This is a genomic window from Luteolibacter yonseiensis (genome assembly GCF_016595465.1).
Classification (GTDB): domain Bacteria; phylum Verrucomicrobiota; class Verrucomicrobiia; order Verrucomicrobiales; family Akkermansiaceae; genus Luteolibacter; species Luteolibacter yonseiensis.
The window spans coordinates 856,753-873,620 of record NZ_JAENIK010000011.1; the positions used below are offsets into that span (position 1 = coordinate 856,753).

Consider the following 16,868-nt stretch of genomic DNA (forward strand, 5'->3'; position numbering starts at 1 on the left):
GTGCCAAGCTGTCCGGAATTTCCGAAGGCGGGGGACCGGAGCGGTTCGACCGCCATCCCGGGCGAACTGCCGGGGCACAGGCGCGGATTACGGAAATGTCACCAAAAAATAGTTAAGAAATCTGTAAGACTTCCCCTCCAACCACCACGGTGTAAGGGGAAACGGGTGGTCCGGAGTGGGGCGGTTTTGTCTTGCATCCTCATTACGAGGTCCTTATGAAGCGCCCGCCCCTAAGGGGACTAAACACGATGAACATGACCCGGAAACTAAAATCCGTGGCCCTGGCAATCGCCGGCGTCATCCTTATTCCAAGTTGCGCGTCAACGGGGAATGCGAACACCAACCATCAAACCGCCGACTCATTCCCTGTGCAGTCGGTTCAACACGGCAAGGCCTCCTGGTATTCCGTCCGGACGAATTCCGGCACGCGGACCGCCAGCGGGCAACGCCTCTCGAACGAAGCCGCCACCGCAGCCCACAAGACCCTGCCCATGGGGACGAAAGTGCGTGTGATCAACGAAGCAAACGGCAAATCCGAAGTGGTCACGATCACCGACCGCGGACCCTACAAGAAGGGTCGCATCATCGACGTCACCATCGGCATCGCGGAACGGCTCGGCTTCGCCGGCCGTGGCGTGGCCCCCGTGCGCGTGGAAGTGCTCGGAAAAATCAAACCAGAAGGCGAGTAATCCCACGCTCGTCACAAAGAACCCGCCTTCCGCTCCGGAGGGCGGGTTTTTTCATTACCGGTCTGGAAAGGTGGTTTCCCGTCAGTGGTTTCCTGTCACTTCACCAGCCGCTTCTCGATGTCGTCCACCACCCGCCGGGAGGTGACCATCATGGGATGCAGTGCCACGGGATATTCGATGTTCACCGCCCGGTCCCACACGGAGCTTCGTGACGGCAGGATGATCAGGTCCAGCCGGGTGCGGTAGGATACCACGGTCATTTTTCCGAGCTGGTTCTCGGTCTCGCCCAGATGCTTGAGAAAGGGACTGCCGGGACGCATGTCGCGGACACCCTGGCTCGGGTAGGTCCACGCGGCCAGCGTGCCGTGGTGGGGGGAGGAGATGGTGATCAGGTTCTCGCATCGGGCCGCGCCACCTTGGTTCTGCAGATACTCGCGGCTCACCAGCCCGCCCATGCTGAAGCTTATGATGCTGATGGGGGCGTCGGGTCCGAATCTCCTGTCGATGTCCTTCTTGAGATGACTGGCGAGCTTTTCAAGTCCGCCCCGTCCGTCCGGATGCCGCAGCGGAGGAGCATAAACCTCGATCCCGCGTTTTTCCAAACGCTGCTGGAGCGTGTTGAAGATGGATCCGCGTTCCGCGAAGCCATTCACGAGCACCACCCGTTGGCCGGTCTTCGCGACAGGGGCGGGAGCCGTCGGGCAGCACGCTGGCACAACGAGCGGCAGGAACGGGAGGAGGCGGCGGAATTTGGAGATCATGGGGAGGAATTCTAACCGGGTGGCCACTGGAGCTGGCGGCCGCCTAACAAATGGATGTGCAGATGCGGCACCGCCTCGCCGCCATGCGGACCGTTGTTGATGACCAGACGGTAGCCGCTTTCCGCGATGCCTTCGGCCCGTGCGACCTCCGCCGCGGTGAGCAAAAGGTGCCCCAGCAGCGCCTCGTCTCCTTTCCCGGCCAGTCCGATGCGGGGGACCGGCTTGCGGGGGATGATCAGGATGTGGTGTGGCGCCTGTGGCGAAATGTCCCGGAAAGCCACACAGCGGTCATCCTCGAACAGGATGGTCGCAGGAATCTCCTTGTCACAGATTTTTTCGAAAAGGGTTTTCTCAGCCATGCGCGTGGAGACTGGCATGAGCGCCGGAGGTTGCAAGTTTTCCGAATCCTCATTTGCCGCCGCCGGACGGGGCGCTGGCGGAGATCTTCCGCTCGCGACCGTCGTCGATGAAGCGGATCACGAGCTGCTGTTTTCCCGAGGACCAGAACCAGCCGCTGTCCAGGGTCGCCAGGGCCGCTTCGGAAGGGGCTTCAGGAACGGCTGCGTCGCCGAGCAGGACCGTTTCCGGCTTCCGGGTCCAGTGGTTCGCGTGAAGGACGGTGGCACGGGGCAGCCTGGGCTTGTAGGCGGCGGGATTTCCGGTCTTCACGGCAGCCTTGGTGAAGACGAGCGAGTTCTCCCGAGGCCAGTCGCTGGTGAAGCCGGTAAGGCTGTAGGCATCCTTGAGCATGTAGTCCCGGGTGATTCCATCGTCCTCATAGAGACTGTATTGGGTGGGCTTGGAGCCGGGGTAGAGTTCAAGGGTGAGGGGATCCAGCGGTTTTTCATCCGAATGGGAGATTTCCGGACCCGTGGGGATGATGGCGCCTTCCTTCACGAAGACGGGGATCTGGTCCAGAGTGGCCTTCACGGTGATCGTTTGTCCTCCCGCGTGGGTGACGGTGGGGTTGAAGAAGTCATACCATGTTCCTTCCGGCAGCCAGACGGATACCTCCGTGGCGGTGGTGGCGAGGGCGGGAGCGACGAGCAACCAGTCGCCGAAGTAGTATTGCCTGTCCTTGGTCCATGACTCCGGGTTTTCCGAGTGCTCCAGGGCCATCGCCCGCATCATCGGGATACCTTGCGAGGTGCCCTGCCACGCGGTGGTGTAGATGTAGGGGAACAGGCGGTAGCGGGTCTTCAGGGAGCGGCGGAGGTTTTCCTGCACCTGTTTTCCATACAGCCATGGTTCGCGGCCGTCGTGGCCGTGGGCGCGCATGATCCCGCTGAACGCGCCGAACTGGGTGACCCAGCGGATGTAGAGTTCGTCGGTGGGTTTCTGGAAGAAGCCTCCCAGGTCGTTCGAGCACCAGGGGTAGCCGGAAAGACCCAGGGCCAGGCTGCCGGTGATCTGCTCGCTCATTTCGCCGATGTTGTTCGGGATGTCCCCGGACCAGGTGGCGGAGAAATGATGGCCCGCGAAGCCGCCACGGGTGAAGAACATCGGGCGCTGCGCGGTGGTTTCCTTCAACCAGCGTTCGTGCACGACCTTCGCGGCACGGTTCGCCATGAGATTGTCTCCGGAGACGTCGAACTCATCCGGCCAGAACCAGTCGCCGCGGCCGGGCTTGATGACATCCGGCCAATGCGCCTGCCACCATTTCTCGGCGACGGCGGGATCGGTGAACTTCCCGTCGCCCGCTTCAGGAGTGCCCTTGTTGTTGTGTAGCCCGATGTGGAAACCCAGCCGCTTGGATTCCTCGAACATTTTGCCAAGATTCGGGAAGCGGGTGTTGTCCCACCGGTGCGCGCCGAATTTTCCACCGCGCCAGCCGAAGTCGAAGACATAGGAATCGGTGGGGTAGTCCTCCTTGCGGAGACGGTTGATCCACTCGGAGAATTCCGCCTGCGTGGCATTGTCGTTTCCATACTTGGACAGCATGAAACCGTAGCCCCACTTCGGGAACAGATTCATGCGCCCCGTGAGCTCGGAGTAAAGGCCGAGCACCTTTTTGAAATCTCCCGCCATGAACCAGTAGTCGAGGAAGTTGTCGGTCTGGAAGCTGCCGGTGTTGTCGAAGGTGGTCGCCTTTTCGACGGTGTTGAGAAACACGCCGTAACCCGCCGTGCTCATGAAGAACGGCACACAGGTGCGGCCGTGGGTGACGGTGTATTGGTCGTAGCCCGCGCTTTTGTTCAGCGGACGCGAGTGGCCGTGGTCGCCACTGCCGAATCCGAAGCGCGCGTTGTTCGTGCCGCCCTCGGTGCGGATCACGCCACGCCTGGTTTGCTGGGAATACATTCCCTGTTGGTCGGCATCCTTGACGATGAGTTTTTCGTCCGCCGCATCATACATCTGGAGGCGGAAGGGGCTTTTCCGCACCCGGATCGTCATGGCGTCGGTGTGGATGCCGATGTATTCTCCATGGTCCTTGATGGTATGGGAAACGGGCGACCAGTCGAATTTCTGAACCATAGAGTAATCCGGCAGGTTGTCCGCGCGGAAGACACCGTCCGGCGCATACTGGACGCGGGCCATCCGGTCGGTGTTGAGAGTGAGGCGGAGCTTCGCACCACCCGCCAGATCGAAGCCGATGAGGTTTCCTTCCGCCTTGTGGGAAGAGTAGTCCGGTATTCCGGTGCGACCCTGTGCCCCGGTGGAGAGGGAGATGACGCGTTCGGGCTGCGGTCCGGCCTCCACGGCGGCCAGCTTTCCGGATGGACCGGTGATCCATTTTTTCGAGAGGTATTCCTCGGTCCTGGTGCGGTCCGCGTTGGTGATGTCCTGGTTGTAGACGAGGATTTCCGCGATCTGGCCCTCGTAGGGATCGGTGGTATCATCCCCCCGGCCGTTGTTCCCGATGTCGAAGCGGTCGAATTTCGGCAAAGGGACGGAGGTGGTGGAGGAGGCGACTTCCGTGCCATCCACATAAAGCCGCGCCAGATCCGCGCTGAAGAAGCGGGCGGTGAGGACGTGGAGCTGGTTGTTGTTGAATGCGGCGGTGGAGGTGGACTCGACCCACTTGGTGTTCCGCCGGAAAAGGCCGAGGCGTCCGGGCCCTCCCTTTCCCTCGGAGACGAACCGGATGCCGAACATTTTCTCTTCGCTTGTCGAATCGACGAGCGAGAAGATGACCGAGTTTTTCGCGGTGTTCGACCTTACGACGGCGAACACGGTCAAGGGATACCTCGTGACGGGGGTGGCGGTTTTGCTCAAATGGTCGGGGCCATTGAAATCCGCCGGTTGGAAAGCGACGACCGGCAGACCGCCGAAACCGGGACCGGGCTGGATGTAAGTGGGCGTGCCCTTGAGCTTGTCCGCGTGGGATCCGCCGCCTGATAGATCCTTCCACGCCGCGACCGTCTGTCCGTCGAGCAGGCTGCTGTTTCCCTTGGTGTCGATGTCCGCGCCGTCGAACCGGAGTTTCAGCCCGTTGGTGACCGGTGGGGCGGCGAATGCCGAACTGGCGAGGGCGAGGACGAATGGAAGGAATTTCATGGAGGAAAAGGAACGACGGAAAGTGGAGACGGAAAACAACCGCCGGGCGATAGACATCACCCGGCGGTCAGCGTTATCAAAGGTCTGTGAGAAATCGTGGGAAAGAGCGGAGGTCTTTCATCCGCGCTTGCGCTGGACCAGGACCAGCAGGCCCAGGCCCGCAAGGGCGAAGGCGGCGGGTTCGGGAACGGCCTGACCGGGATTGTTGAACAGATAGCTGATTTCCGGTGCCGAGAGCGCGGTGTTGTAAACCTGCACGTCATCGACAAGGCCGCCGTAGGCGTCCGCCTTGCTTCCCTGGCGTCCGAGACGTCCGATTTCGAAGTTGTTGAAGATGGGGAATGCGACGACACCGGCGTTGAAGTCCTGGGTGGCGGCGGAGACTCCGTCCACATAGAGGGTGAGGATGCCCGTTGTCAGGTTGACCGTCATGGCGAGGTGGTGCCAGAGGCCGTCGTCAATCCTTGTGGTTCCCCCCAGGATGCCCGTCTGCTGGGCGGATTTGGCCGGTGTTACCGCGGAGTTCGCACCGGAGGGACGGTTCCGCGCGGTGGCGGGACCATCGTTGGCGGTTTCTCCGGACATCCCGAGGTCCATGTAGCTGTTCGCGACCGTATCACTTCCGGAGAAGATGATCGTGTTGCGGTTCGCATCGGAATCGGTGGAATTCATCCAGACCGAATAGGTGACCTGATTGCTGATGCTCGAGAAAAAGGCGGCGTTGCCCATGTCCACGATGCCGCTATCGGCGATGTTGTCCGGGAAAAGATAAGCTCCGCCGGACTTGCCGGTCTGGTTGATGGTGACACCGGAGCCGATGACTCCGTTGGTGACTCCGAGTTCGTCCACTGCGGAGGTTCCGGAGGTCTCGTCGAACTTGTAGTGCGCGATGAGTGCCGCGTGGCTGGTCATCGCAAGGCAGAAAAAGCCCGCGATGAGGGGTGGGATGGGTGATTTCATGGGTGTTTTTGGATTTTTCCGGGGGTAAGGGCGGAGTCCGCCCTCAAAGATGAATGACGGAATTCCCGGCTATAAGCCGACACGGGATTTCCGGAAATATTCCAAACAACCGGATGATCATCCGACAGGAGCGGCTGGAGCGGGATCCGCGCTCCAGCCGCGTCCCCGTCTTGCGGCTGCGGTCCTTCCGAAAACCCAATATCAGAAGGATGACAGCCACTCGCGCGGGGAAAGTGTCGAAATGGTGAGGGACGATTGCACCTGCCTCTCAATTAAAGTAACGGAATCTCCAGCCGAAGTCCGACAGGCCGGTGAAATTTTTTTCACAAGGAGTCCGGGTGTGTCAGTTGCCCGACATTTTCTCCGCCTGCTTCAAGAGAATGCGCGTCGCTCCCCAGTTGTACCAGAGGGTCCGGTCGGCATTCGTCACTTGGAAAGGACTCTCCGCCCATTGGTCCACCTGCTTTCTGGCGTCCTCCAATGCGGAACGGGCCTCCGTGATGCGGCCGCTCTCCGCATCCACCATCGCGAGGATGATCCGGTTGGACACCGCGCGGGTGTCGCTCTGGTTGTTGGTGGCAAGACTGCGCCTCGCCCAATCACCGGCCTCGGTCAGGCGGCCTTCGCGGTAGGCCAGCAGGGCGAGCGAGAATTGCCGCCACGCGATGTTGTGGGCGTCGCTTTCCCTTTTCGGTCCGGCGAGAGAAGTTGACACCACCTTGGCCAGCGGTTGGACCTGTTCGAGGATTTTGGGATCCGCCGGTTCCAGCAATGCTCCTTTGATGATCTGTTCCGTGACGACGGGATTTGCGGATTTTTCGAACCGTTTGATGGTCAGCAGGCGGAGCTGGTCATACTGTCCCGGTTCGCCCCATTCGCTGACGGCGGTGAGCGCCGGCAGGAGCGAGAAGGAAATCTGGTCCGAATCGGACATGTCCACGCTGGTGAGCACGTGGCCGAGGAGGTTGAAGCGTTGCGCGGCCTCTTTCCATCGTTTCTGCTCCAGATTCCAGTTTGCGACGGCCTTGAGTGTGGCGGCGGATTCCAGAGAGCGCGGCACCCGCTCCGGCGTGATCCCTCTCACGAGGTTGTCCGCCTGCTCGATGTCACGGTATTTGAGAAACACCGCCGCCTGGTTCATCAGGTCGGCCGCCTCGGCCATCTCGCGCAGGTGCACCTCGTTCGCCCTCGCGTGTTCCGCGACGACCCGCAGCCGCGCCTGCTCCTCGCGGGCGTCGCGTTCGCGGAAAAACAGCCACGTCGAAACGCCGAAACCACCGAGCAGGCCGAACAACGCGATGCTTGCCGCCACGAACTTGATCCGGTTCCTCCGGATCATCTTCGTCAGCAGATAGCGGCGGCTCGGCGGGCGGGCGAGCACGGGCTCCTCGTTCAGATAACGCTGCACATCCAGGGCCAGCCCGTTCGCCGTCTCATAGCGCCGGGGGCGTTCCTTCTCCAGCGCCTTCATCACGATCCAGTCAAGGTCGCCCGCCAGCAACGCCGGCAGCCGCTGCGGATCAACGCCACGGTCTCCGGCGATTTTTTCAACCTCGTCCTTGGAAATTTCCCGCAGTTTCGCCGATGGCATGCCCGTGTCCCCGTCACGCAACATGCTGCGGATCTCCTCCTCGCTGCGCTCGTTGAAATGCTCGAACCGGATCGGCGGACTTCCCGACAGAAGTTCGCAGAGCAAGGCTCCGAGACTGTAGATGTCACTGCGGGTATCAATGTCGGTGCCGCCCGCCGCCTGCTCGGGGCTCATGTAGGCGGGAGTACCGATGAATTGGCCGAAGTTCGTCACCGTCGCCTCGACATCGAGATGTCCCGCCGTGGCCTTGGCGATCCCGAAGTCGATGACTTTCGGCACCGCCCGGCCATCATCCGTCCTCACGAGCACATTGGAGGGCTTGATGTCACGGTGGATCACGCCTTTCTGGTGAGCGTGCTGGATGGCCTCGCAGACGAGGATGAACAATTCGAGCCGGGCCCTCAGTCCGAGACGTTTCTGGTCGCAGAATTCGGTGATCCGCTCCCCATCCACCAGTTCCATCACGAAATACGGCAGCCCGGAAGCGGTCGCCCCGGCGTCCAGCACCCGCGCGATGTTCGGATGATCCATCAGGGCCAGCGCCTCCCGCTCCAGATTGAAGCGTGAAATGACGTTTTCCGTGTTCATGCCGAGGCGGATGATTTTCAGCGCCACCCGCCGCTTCACCGGCACCTGTTGTTCCGCGAGATACACCACACCGCAGCCGCCCGAGCCGAGACGGTCGATCAGCCGGTAAGGACCGATGCGCGCTCCCAGACTGCCCTCGTTGACTTCTTCCGTCTCAGTCACCACCGGAGCCGTCTCTTCGCCCTGAAGGTCGAAAAACTCTTCCGCATCCTGGGAAATGGCCAGCAGTTCCTCGATCTGCCGCAACCGCTTCACATCCCCCTTGCAGGCGAACTCCAGAAACGTCCGCCGCTCGGCAGCCTCCACGAAATGTGATGCCGCGGTGAAGAGCAGCTTGTCAATGGACGGAGTCATCTCCCGCATCATTTCCCGTTTCCTCCCGGATCAGCTGGTAGAGCCGCGCCTTCGCGTAGGCCCAGTGACGTTCCACCGTGCGTTCGGCGACTCCGTCCATGGCGGCGATCTCCTTGTTGGTGAGGCCGCCGAAAAATTTCAGGGAAATCACCCGCACGCTCTCGGGGTCCTCCGTTTCCAACCGGTTCATCATTTCGTCCACCAGCAGCACGCGCTCGTCCATCGTGGTGTCCTCCACCTCCAGCCCGTGCACGTGGATGTCGAGAAGCTCCGCGTTTTCCCCGCGTTTCACGCTGGCCTTCGCCCGCGCCCGGTCCACCAGGATGTGGCGCATCGCCTGGGCGGCCGCCCGGAAAAAGTGCGCGCGGTCGCTCCATGAGCGCTCCTCGTCGCCGGAGATCTTGAGCCATGCCTCATGCACCAGCGCGGTCGCCTGCAGGGTCTGGCCGGGGGCGGCTTTGGACATCCGCATCCTCGCGAGGCTGCGGAGTTCGTCATAGACCAACGGCAGGAGTTCGGAGGAAACGAGGCCGCCGTTTCCGCTTGCTGACTGCAAAATTTTCGTAAGTGCGCTCAAGGGGCTGGCAAGTAACTACCTATGACGGTAAAACGGGGCTTGTCGATGGGGAAGTCCGGGGCGGTTGCATACGCGAGGATTATGATAATCCTGTCATCGCGGCGAATGAAAACGTCAAGGAGGAAAGGTCCGCCCGTCGGGAATAGCCACATGTGCTTCCCGGCTATTCCCAACGGTGGGATTTCGCCCATGCTGGGGTGGACGCATGATGAAAACCCGCCGCATCGCCCACTGCCTTTCTTTTTGTCTTTTGATCAGCCACTCCGCCCGGGCACAGGACGGCGCGGTGGTTCAGAACCGCGCTCCCTTGCAATCCGCCCCATTCATCGCGCTGGACCTGGGTTCCATCAAGCCACGCGGGTGGCTGGAAAACCAACTGCGCATGCAGGCGGACGGTCTTACGGGACACGCCGAGGAAGTCATCCCCGAACTGGGACCGGAGAACGGCTGGCGCGGCGGCGATGGCGAGGGTTGGGAAAAAGGACCCTACTACCTGCGAGGACTCGTCAGCCTCGCCTACGTCGGGGGTGATGCCAAATTGAAAAAGCAGGCGCAGGTGTGGATCGATTCACTGCTTGAGACGCAGAGGGAGGACGGCCAGATCGGTCCGAAATCGAGCGACGACTGGTGGCCGCGCATGGTGATCACCTGGACGCTGCGCGATTATTACGAGGCGACCCGGGACGAACGGGTCATCCCGGCGTTGATGAAATATGCCCGGTTCATGCATGCCCGCCTGCCGAAGCAACCTCTCCAGGAATGGGCGAAGGCGCGGGCGGCGGACCAGATCGACACGCTTTACTGGCTCTACAACCGGACCGGTGAGGCATTCCTGCTGGAGGTGGTGGACGAACTCCGGTCCCAAGCGAACCAATGGAACCCGTTTTTCAAGTCCTTGAATGGGGCGGCCGGTGACTTCCGCATCACCCATGGCGTGAATGTTTCCCAGGCGATGAAATTCCCCGTCGTGAACTACCTGCGCACCGGCGCGCCCGCCGATCGCGCGGTGTTCACGGAAGGATGGAATGTCCTGACGGAAAAGCATGGCCTCGGCATCGGCATGTGGAGCGGCACGGAGCCGTTGGCGGGCCGTTCGACCACCCAGGGCGTGGAGATGTGTTCCATCGTGGAACAGATGCTGAGCAGCGAGGTGGCCATGGAATCGTTGGGGGACCCTGTCATCGGCGACCAATTGGAGCGCATCGCGTTCAACCTTCTTCCCGGCGGCACGACCAAGGAGTTCAGGCAGTTCCAGTATTACACCCTGCCGAATGTGCCGGTCGCCCGGAAAAACGACCCCAAGCAACTGCCCTTCGCCGATGATCACGGAGACGACCTGTTGGTCAGCCCGCATTCGGGATTCCACTGCTGTTGTTACAATCTCCACATGGGCTGGCCGAAGTATGTGCAGCACGCCTGGATGGCCACGAAGGATGGCGGCATCGCCGCCGTCGCCTACGGTCCTACGGAGGTGACGACAAAGCTTGGCGGGACGGCGGTGAAAATCATCGAGGAAACCGATTATCCCTTCAGCGATGCCGTCCGCCTGAAAATCCTGCCCGCGCAGCCCGTGGAATTTCCTCTCAAGCTCCGCATCCCGGGCTGGAGCGAAAATCCCCGCGTGGCGGTGAATGGAGAGTTTGTCAGCGGAGTGAAATCGGGAGAATTCCTCACCATTCTCCGCACATGGAACCCCGGCGATCAGGTGGTGGCGGAGTTCCCGGCGGCATTGGAAGCGAAGACCGCCTTCAAAGGCTCCGCCACCCTCTGGCGCGGTCCCCTGCTTTTCAGCCTGCGCATCGGTGAGGAGGTGAAGACCTTCACGAAGATCGGCAAGGGATTCGACGAGGTGGAAATGACCCCGAAGACGCCATGGAACTACGCGCTGGACATGGATCGCAAGAACCCCGGCGAGGTGGTGAAACTCACCCGTGGCAAGATGCCGCAGAATCCATGGCTGCCCGAGACCACCCCGGTCCAGCTCACCGTTCCCGCGAAACGGTTGCCAGCGTGGGGCTTGGTCAGGAACGACCGCATGGCGGACGAGGTGCCGGAAAGCCCCGCTTCAAGCACCGGGCCGTTGGAGCAGGTGACCCTCGTTCCCTTCGGAGCACAGACGCTGCGGATCACCGCGTTTCCTCTCCTGCGCGGGGACGCGGTGCTTGAGCCGGGTATCACCGTTTCCCATCAGGGGCATGGCGGACCCATTGAGGAGATTGTCGGCGCGGCCTTGCCGGAATCCTCAAGAGGTGAGAGGAGGCCGCGCTTCACGTTCTGGGACCACACCGGCACCAGCGAGTGGATCGAGTGGAGTTTCGCCAAGCCGGAAAAAGTCTCGTCTGTTTCCGCCTACTGGTTTGACGATACGGACTCGGGAAAATGCCGCGTGCCGGCCTCATGGCGGGTGCTGCGGCGCGAGAATGGAAAGTGGGTGCCGCTGGATGTGTCCGGGTACGGCGTGGAAAAGGATCGCGAAAACACGGTCCGCTTCGAGCCTGTCACGACGACCGGCCTGCGCATTGAGGTGAAATTGCAGGATGGGTTTTCGGGTGGGCTGCTGCGGTTGGGTAAGGAGTGAGGGAGACGTGGGCAAGGCCCTTCCATGGCGGGTGGCTCGAATGGCTTGACCATGCGGTGATCTGTCATGGACAATCTCCGGATAGATTTTGCCATGAGACGATTTTTGTTCTTTGTTATACTAACAGGTGGTTGTCTCTGCATGCGGATGAAGGCGGAGTCTCTGTCGGGAATTGCCGACCGGTGGCAGGCTTCATTGGATGATTCCTCCGGCGCTCTCCAACCGTTTCCCGCCCCACCCATGGGGAAGATACAGGACGAGATGGTGGAACCGGCCGAAAAGGTGCAGAAGGTATACCTCATCATGCCATCCTCGGTGACGGAAGGTGGTGATTCGAAAGTGGCGACCCTGCAATTCTCCTATCCCGAGAAAACTTCGCTCACGTTCACCGTCGCCGGCTACCCGAAGGGGAGGCTGGTCTTTCCCTCGAAGGTCCGGATGAAGGCGGGAAAGAAGTCGGTGAGCTTCAAGTTCAGCGTTAAGGATGACAAGGCCACGACATTGAACCAATTGGTGGGGATCAAGCTCGCTATTCCCGAATATAAATTCGAGATTCTCAATGTCTGTCCGTCATTTGATAATGAAAAACCTCCCGTCGTGAAGCTGGCGGTTCCTTCTTCCTTTCAAGAAGGGGATATGCTATCGAAAACGGCGACCCTCACCTTGAGCCGCGCGCTCGACAAGGATGGATTTGTCACTCTCGTCCAGTCGCCGGAGAATCAGCTGGCCATCCCGGAGCAGATTGTCATCCCAGCGGGGAAAACATCGGTGGACTTTCCCATTTCGGCACTCCAGAACGACCTCATCGAGGGAGATTCCCTGATCACGATTTCAGCGAAGGCGGGGAAGAGTACCCTGGCGAAGGCGAGGACCACCTTGTCTGACAATGACCGCCTTCTGCTGTCGTTCGAGATGCCGGAGAAGGTTTCCGAAGGTGGGAAAGTAGCCGGGAAAGTCACCATTCCCGGAACACTGAAGAACGATCTGAAAGTCCTTCTCTCGGCTGTCAATGGATCGGGGCTGTCGTTTCCCGCCAGTGTTACGATCTGGGCGGGATTGAGGGAGGCGACATTCCAGGTTTCGGCGCTGCAGAACACGCGGCTCGATGGAACCCGCGAGGCCGTCATTTCGGCCCGGGCCGGCAATGTGTCCGCGAAGGATCGTGGCTTGGTGGTGACGGATGATGATGTGGCTGGCTACCGCGTTTCGGTGTTGGATGGCGTTGTGGCTCCGGGACAGCCGCGGAAGATCAAGGTCTCCGCCGTGGACGTGGAAGGCAACATCGTCACCGGTTTTTCCGGACCCGTGAATCTGGCTTTGATCATTTCCGGCGGTGGCAGCCAGCCTACAAGCCCCTCGCTTGTCCATTTGAGTTCAGGATATTGGTCCGGAAAGGTGACGATTCCGGCCTCCTCGTCCCTTGCCACAGCCCTGACCGCAAGAGATTCGGCGGGGCGGAATGGCGGGAGCGGCCATTTCGACAGCGTCAGGACCCTCGGCCTCAAAGCTGTGGATTTGATATGGGATCCGCTCCGGGAGCGGATTTACGCAAGCGTGCCCACAGGGGCGGTTCATCAGGTGGTGGCGATTGATCCGAACACCATGCAAATCACCGGCGGTGTCGCGACGGGGCAGGACCCCGGCAAGTTGGCGCTGACCAGCGGCGGAGAATATTTGTATGTCTCCTTGAAGGGGAACGGGACCATCGCGAAGATCGATCCAGCCACCATGACCGTGGCCGCTGTCTTTTCCGCAGGCAGTGGTGCCGGGGGAGCCCTCTATGCGGCGGACATCGCCACCGTGCCGGGGCAGCCGGATCTTGTCGTCGCGACCCGTTCGCCTCTCGACAGGAACACGGTCAATAACTCGGTGGCGGTTTACGAAAATGGTGTTCCGAGGCAGGCGGTGACGCCCGTGCGGGATGGTGGCAATTTCCTTTACCCCACATCGGATCCCACCGTGTTTTTAGACTTTGCCAATCGATGGCACAACAGCTCGCCCAGCATCACGCGGCGCATGCTGAAGGTCACTGCCGGCGGAATTTCTGAAGAGCCCGAGGCCCGGATCATACGGATGTGGTGGACACCACGCACGCGGATCTACGGAGATATGGTATTGTTCCCCGAAGGGGATGTCTATGATTGGGAGAAATTGAAACCTCTGGGGAAATACTCCTACGGTGGATCCGTATGCCCGGATGCCGCGAGCCATCGGGTATTCTACCTCGAACGTTATCAGGCCGGGACTTTATCGGGTGCCGTGACGAAGCTCGCCGCCTATGATCCGGTGACACAAAATCCCATCGATGCGCTCGATCTGCCCGCCATTCCTGATGATCCGGTGGATTTCATCCGTTGGGGAGAAAGCGGACTGGCGTTCTGTAATTCCGATACCCTGATGCTGGTGAACAGTCCCAGGCTTTTGCCGAGCCAGGCCGCGACGGATTTGGTGACCAGTATCGAAGTTCCTTCAACTCCTCCGGCTGTGGGTCAATGGGTGGACTGCAAGGTCACTGTGACCAACCGCGGACCGAACCCGGCAAGGAACGCGTATCTTTCCGTGGGTTTTTCCGACAAGGTGGAAATCAAGCGGGCGTCTGCCGACCACGGCCTGCATGAGATCGTGGGAGATGGGGCGAACCTGACGGTGGATGAATTGGCAGCGGGGATGTCCGCGACTCTCAATCTGACGGTAACCTCCGCCAGTGTGGCGAGCATCGCCTGCACGGCTCTGGCCCGTTCCAGTGCGGTCGACCCGGATTTTTCGAACAGCGGCAGCCACGCGCTGATCAACTACGGGCACTGGGACGGGCCGAACGCCCGTAACAAGGTGGGGCTCGTCGGTTGCGGCCAGGTTTATGATCCGGCCCGCAAGTTGATATGGATCTCAAATGCCGCATCCACCGAGCTCTATCCCGTATATTCCCCCTCCGACGGGGCGTATGAATATTATTACGATCCCGTGAGGAAAATCAAACCGCCTGTTTCCAGGTCTGTCGTCTCGATGGATCCTTACACGGGGAGGATCTCAAAACCGATCCCCCTCAACGCGGACCCCGCCCCCGGCGCGATGGCATTGTCGGATAACGGCCGCTACCTCTTCGTGGGACTGCGCGATGTTGGAGAAATCAGTCGCATTGATCTTCAAGCAAGTCCGCCGGAAACAGTCAGGATCGTTCTTCCCAAAGACCCGTACAGTGCGGTTCCGCAGGCGTCCGATATCGAAGCTCTCGAGGGCGACGGAACCAGCATCATCGTCACCATAAAGGGTGGAGGTTATGTCGCGGCGATCGATGGGTCGACCGCGCGAAAAGTGAAGGTCGAAAGATTTTCTTTCACCGATACCAATTTGATCACTTTCATCAACAGGACGGCGAATCCCGCTGTTTTCACCGGTGTCGGGGGCATGCTGTATCGGCTGTCGGTCACGCCCGAGGGCGTCTGGGTGAACAAAACCCGTGAGAAGCCCCATGGAGGAGATTTCAGTTCATCCGGCAGCGGCGAATTGTGGATGTGGAACATGAACTTGTTCGAGGTCGGCTCGCTCGCCCAGGTGGTGAATCTTCTGCCTTGGAGTTACGGACTGTCCATTTTGGAAAATCCCCGCAACAGGGCCTACTTCCTGGATGCGACCAAGATAACGGCTTTTGATACCGTCACCCGTTCCCGGTTGGGAGAGCTGAGCCTTGTGAAACATGAGTGGGAGCTGAACGAGCGGTCCTTCATGCGTTGGGGGAGTGATGGTTTTTCCATTCTGAACGATGACGGGGTTTTTCTCGCACGCTGGGCATTGGCGGCTCCCGCCGTTGTCGTATCGCGTTCGGACGCTCCGATGATGCCGGAAGCAACCGGCAATGCCACCGACGCCGATGGCGATGGCATTCCCCATGCCTTCGAACAACTGTTCGGGTCCTCGTCATCCGGGTTCGATCCCAATCCGGTCAAGCTGACCACCGCCACCGAGGGCGGGAAGTCCGTGATCCGTCTGCGCTTCCCGCGCCGGGTTGGCATGACCATGTCTGATTATGGCTATGAAATCAGCCCGGATCTGAAAAATTGGAAACCGGTGGACGCGGTCTCCGAGGTGCCGCTCTCACTCGAATGGATCAACGGGGTGAATGTGGAGAACATCGAAACCACGTTTGAGGCTCCGGATTCGGGAAGTGGATTCGTTCGTCTGCGTTGGCGGTGATGACGGGGGCGGAGCGGTGTTTCAATCCCTCCGCGTCAGCTCCACGAAGACATCCTCCAGCGTCGCGACGTGGCGGAAAAGCGAGCGCAGCGGCCAGCCGTATTGGGAGGCGAGGTTGGCGATGCGTTCGCGCGAGTCGGTGCCCGAATCGCACCAGACTGTGTAGCGCGTCCAGCCGTTGTCGAGTGTGTCAGGGGTGACTTTCTTTACGTGAGGGAGGCGGTTGATGGCTCCGGCCACGACTTCGGGGTCGGCCTGGATCTCCACCTGGATGCGGCCGGCGGCGCGCATTTCTCCGACGAGATTGGTCGGGGTGTCCGCAGCCTTGATTTTCCCGCCATCGATGATGATGACCCGGTTGCAGATCATCTCCACCTCGGAAAGGATGTGGGTGGAGACGAGGACCGTGTGGGTCTGGGCCAGACGGCGGATGAGTTCCCGGATCTGGCGGATCTGGTTGGGGTCGAGGCCGTTGGTGGGCTCGTCGAGGATGAGAAGTTCGGGATCGTGGACGAGCGAGTCCGCGAGGCCGACGCGCTGGCGGTAGCCTTTCGAGAGGGTCTTGATCATTTTCCGCTTCACCCCTTCCAGGCCGCAGGTGTCGATAACCTCTCCGACCCGTCGGCGGGTGTCGCCGCCGTTCAGACCCTTGAGCTGGGCGCGGAACTTCAGGTATTCCCGGACGCGCATGTCTTCGTAGAGCGGGACGTTTTCCGGCATGTAGCCGATCTTCCGGCGCGCTTCGATGGATTGGCGGTAAATGTCATACCCGGCGATGGTCGCGGTTCCGGAGGTGGGTGGCAGGTAGCCGGTGAGCATGCGCAGGGTGGTCGTCTTTCCCGCGCCGTTCGGACCGAGGAATCCCACGACCTCGCCACGGGCCACGGAAAAGCTGATGCCGCGCACCGCTTCGTGGCGGGCGTAGCGCTTGGTAAGTTCATTCACTTCGATCATGATTTGTACTCCGGTAATTGCGGTGAAATTCGCGCTTGCACGGTTGACGGGGCGTTGCGCGCCCCTTAATGAATGTCCGTGCGTGGCGGGCCAAGCGGGAAATTCGCAGGTTCGCCACATCATTTCA

At 60.7% G+C, this 16,868-nt stretch carries 10 protein-coding genes; 3 read left to right on the forward strand and 7 right to left on the reverse strand.

The genetic code is table 11. The features are described 5' to 3' along the window. Positions 1–254: 254 nt before the first annotated feature. On the forward strand, positions 255–689 hold the full coding sequence (locus tag JIN84_RS13495) for a septal ring lytic transglycosylase RlpA family protein (RefSeq protein ID WP_234043458.1): 435 nt from the start codon (positions 255–257) through the stop codon (positions 687–689). A 95-nt stretch (positions 690–784) separates the two neighbouring features. Here JIN84_RS13495 and JIN84_RS13500 read toward each other — a convergent pair whose 3' ends face one another. The 6 genes from JIN84_RS13500 to JIN84_RS13525 form a co-directional block, all read right to left on the reverse strand. After that, entirely contained in the window at positions 785–1,450 is a 666-nt protein-coding gene (locus JIN84_RS13500; protein WP_200351568.1) for a lipase family alpha/beta hydrolase, read from the reverse strand. Between the two features lie 11 nt (positions 1,451–1,461). Next, positions 1,462–1,827: a histidine triad nucleotide-binding protein gene (locus JIN84_RS13505; RefSeq protein ID WP_234043459.1), complete on the reverse strand. Its 366-nt coding sequence runs from the start codon at positions 1,825–1,827 to the stop codon at positions 1,462–1,464. Between the two features lie 31 nt (positions 1,828–1,858). Further along, positions 1,859–4,948, reverse strand: coding sequence for a TIM-barrel domain-containing protein (locus tag JIN84_RS13510; RefSeq protein ID WP_200351569.1), 3,090 nt, complete (start codon positions 4,946–4,948; stop codon positions 1,859–1,861). Positions 4,949–5,065: 117 nt separating this feature from the next. Beyond that, positions 5,066–5,908 (reverse strand): LamG domain-containing protein, encoded by an 843-nt coding sequence (locus JIN84_RS13515; RefSeq protein ID WP_200351570.1) that lies wholly within the window; start codon positions 5,906–5,908, stop codon positions 5,066–5,068. Positions 5,909–6,251: 343 nt separating this feature from the next. Beyond that, the gene (locus tag JIN84_RS13520; protein ID WP_200351571.1) at positions 6,252–8,441 is read right to left on the reverse strand and encodes a serine/threonine protein kinase; all 2,190 of its coding nucleotides are present in this window, start codon (positions 8,439–8,441) and stop codon (positions 6,252–6,254) included. After that, on the reverse strand, positions 8,425–9,018 hold the full coding sequence (locus JIN84_RS13525; RefSeq protein WP_200351572.1) for an ECF-type sigma factor: 594 nt from the start codon (positions 9,016–9,018) through the stop codon (positions 8,425–8,427). Before JIN84_RS13525 ends, JIN84_RS13520 begins: the two co-directional genes overlap by 17 nt. A gap of 205 nt (positions 9,019–9,223) precedes the next feature. Between JIN84_RS13525 and JIN84_RS13530 the strand changes: the two genes are divergently transcribed. Next, positions 9,224–11,596: a beta-L-arabinofuranosidase domain-containing protein gene (locus JIN84_RS13530; protein ID WP_234043461.1), complete on the forward strand. Its 2,373-nt coding sequence runs from the start codon at positions 9,224–9,226 to the stop codon at positions 11,594–11,596. A 93-nt stretch (positions 11,597–11,689) separates the two neighbouring features. Further along, positions 11,690–15,787 carry a DUF11 domain-containing protein gene (locus tag JIN84_RS13535; protein WP_200351574.1) on the forward strand — a complete coding sequence of 1,366 codons (4,098 nt, stop codon included), beginning with the start codon at positions 11,690–11,692 and terminating at the stop codon, positions 15,785–15,787. A 21-nt stretch (positions 15,788–15,808) separates the two neighbouring features. On the opposite strand, the gene JIN84_RS13540 is transcribed toward JIN84_RS13535, so the two are convergent. Further along, positions 15,809–16,741, reverse strand: coding sequence for an ABC transporter ATP-binding protein (locus JIN84_RS13540; protein ID WP_200351575.1), 933 nt, complete (start codon positions 16,739–16,741; stop codon positions 15,809–15,811). Between the last annotated feature and the right edge of the window lie 127 nt (positions 16,742–16,868).

What these genes read in the sequence shown, in the direction of transcription:
- JIN84_RS13495 (WP_234043458.1), top strand. Translation starts at nt 255, where the DNA reads ATGACCCGGAAACTAAAATCCGTGGCCCTGGCAATCGCCGGCGTCATC.
- JIN84_RS13540 (WP_200351575.1), bottom strand. Translation starts at nt 16,741, where the DNA reads ATGATCGAAGTGAATGAACTTACCAAGCGCTACGCCCGCCACGAAGCG.
- JIN84_RS13500 (WP_200351568.1), bottom strand. Translation starts at nt 1,450, where the DNA reads ATGATCTCCAAATTCCGCCGCCTCCTCCCGTTCCTGCCGCTCGTTGTG.
- JIN84_RS13510 (WP_200351569.1), bottom strand. Translation starts at nt 4,948, where the DNA reads ATGAAATTCCTTCCATTCGTCCTCGCCCTCGCCAGTTCGGCATTCGCC.
- JIN84_RS13505 (WP_234043459.1), bottom strand. Translation starts at nt 1,827, where the DNA reads ATGCCAGTCTCCACGCGCATGGCTGAGAAAACCCTTTTCGAAAAAATC.
- JIN84_RS13530 (WP_234043461.1), top strand. Translation starts at nt 9,224, where the DNA reads ATGATGAAAACCCGCCGCATCGCCCACTGCCTTTCTTTTTGTCTTTTG.
- JIN84_RS13520 (WP_200351571.1), bottom strand. Translation starts at nt 8,441, where the DNA reads ATGACTCCGTCCATTGACAAGCTGCTCTTCACCGCGGCATCACATTTC.
- JIN84_RS13515 (WP_200351570.1), bottom strand. Translation starts at nt 5,908, where the DNA reads ATGAAATCACCCATCCCACCCCTCATCGCGGGCTTTTTCTGCCTTGCG.
- JIN84_RS13535 (WP_200351574.1), top strand. Translation starts at nt 11,690, where the DNA reads ATGAGACGATTTTTGTTCTTTGTTATACTAACAGGTGGTTGTCTCTGC.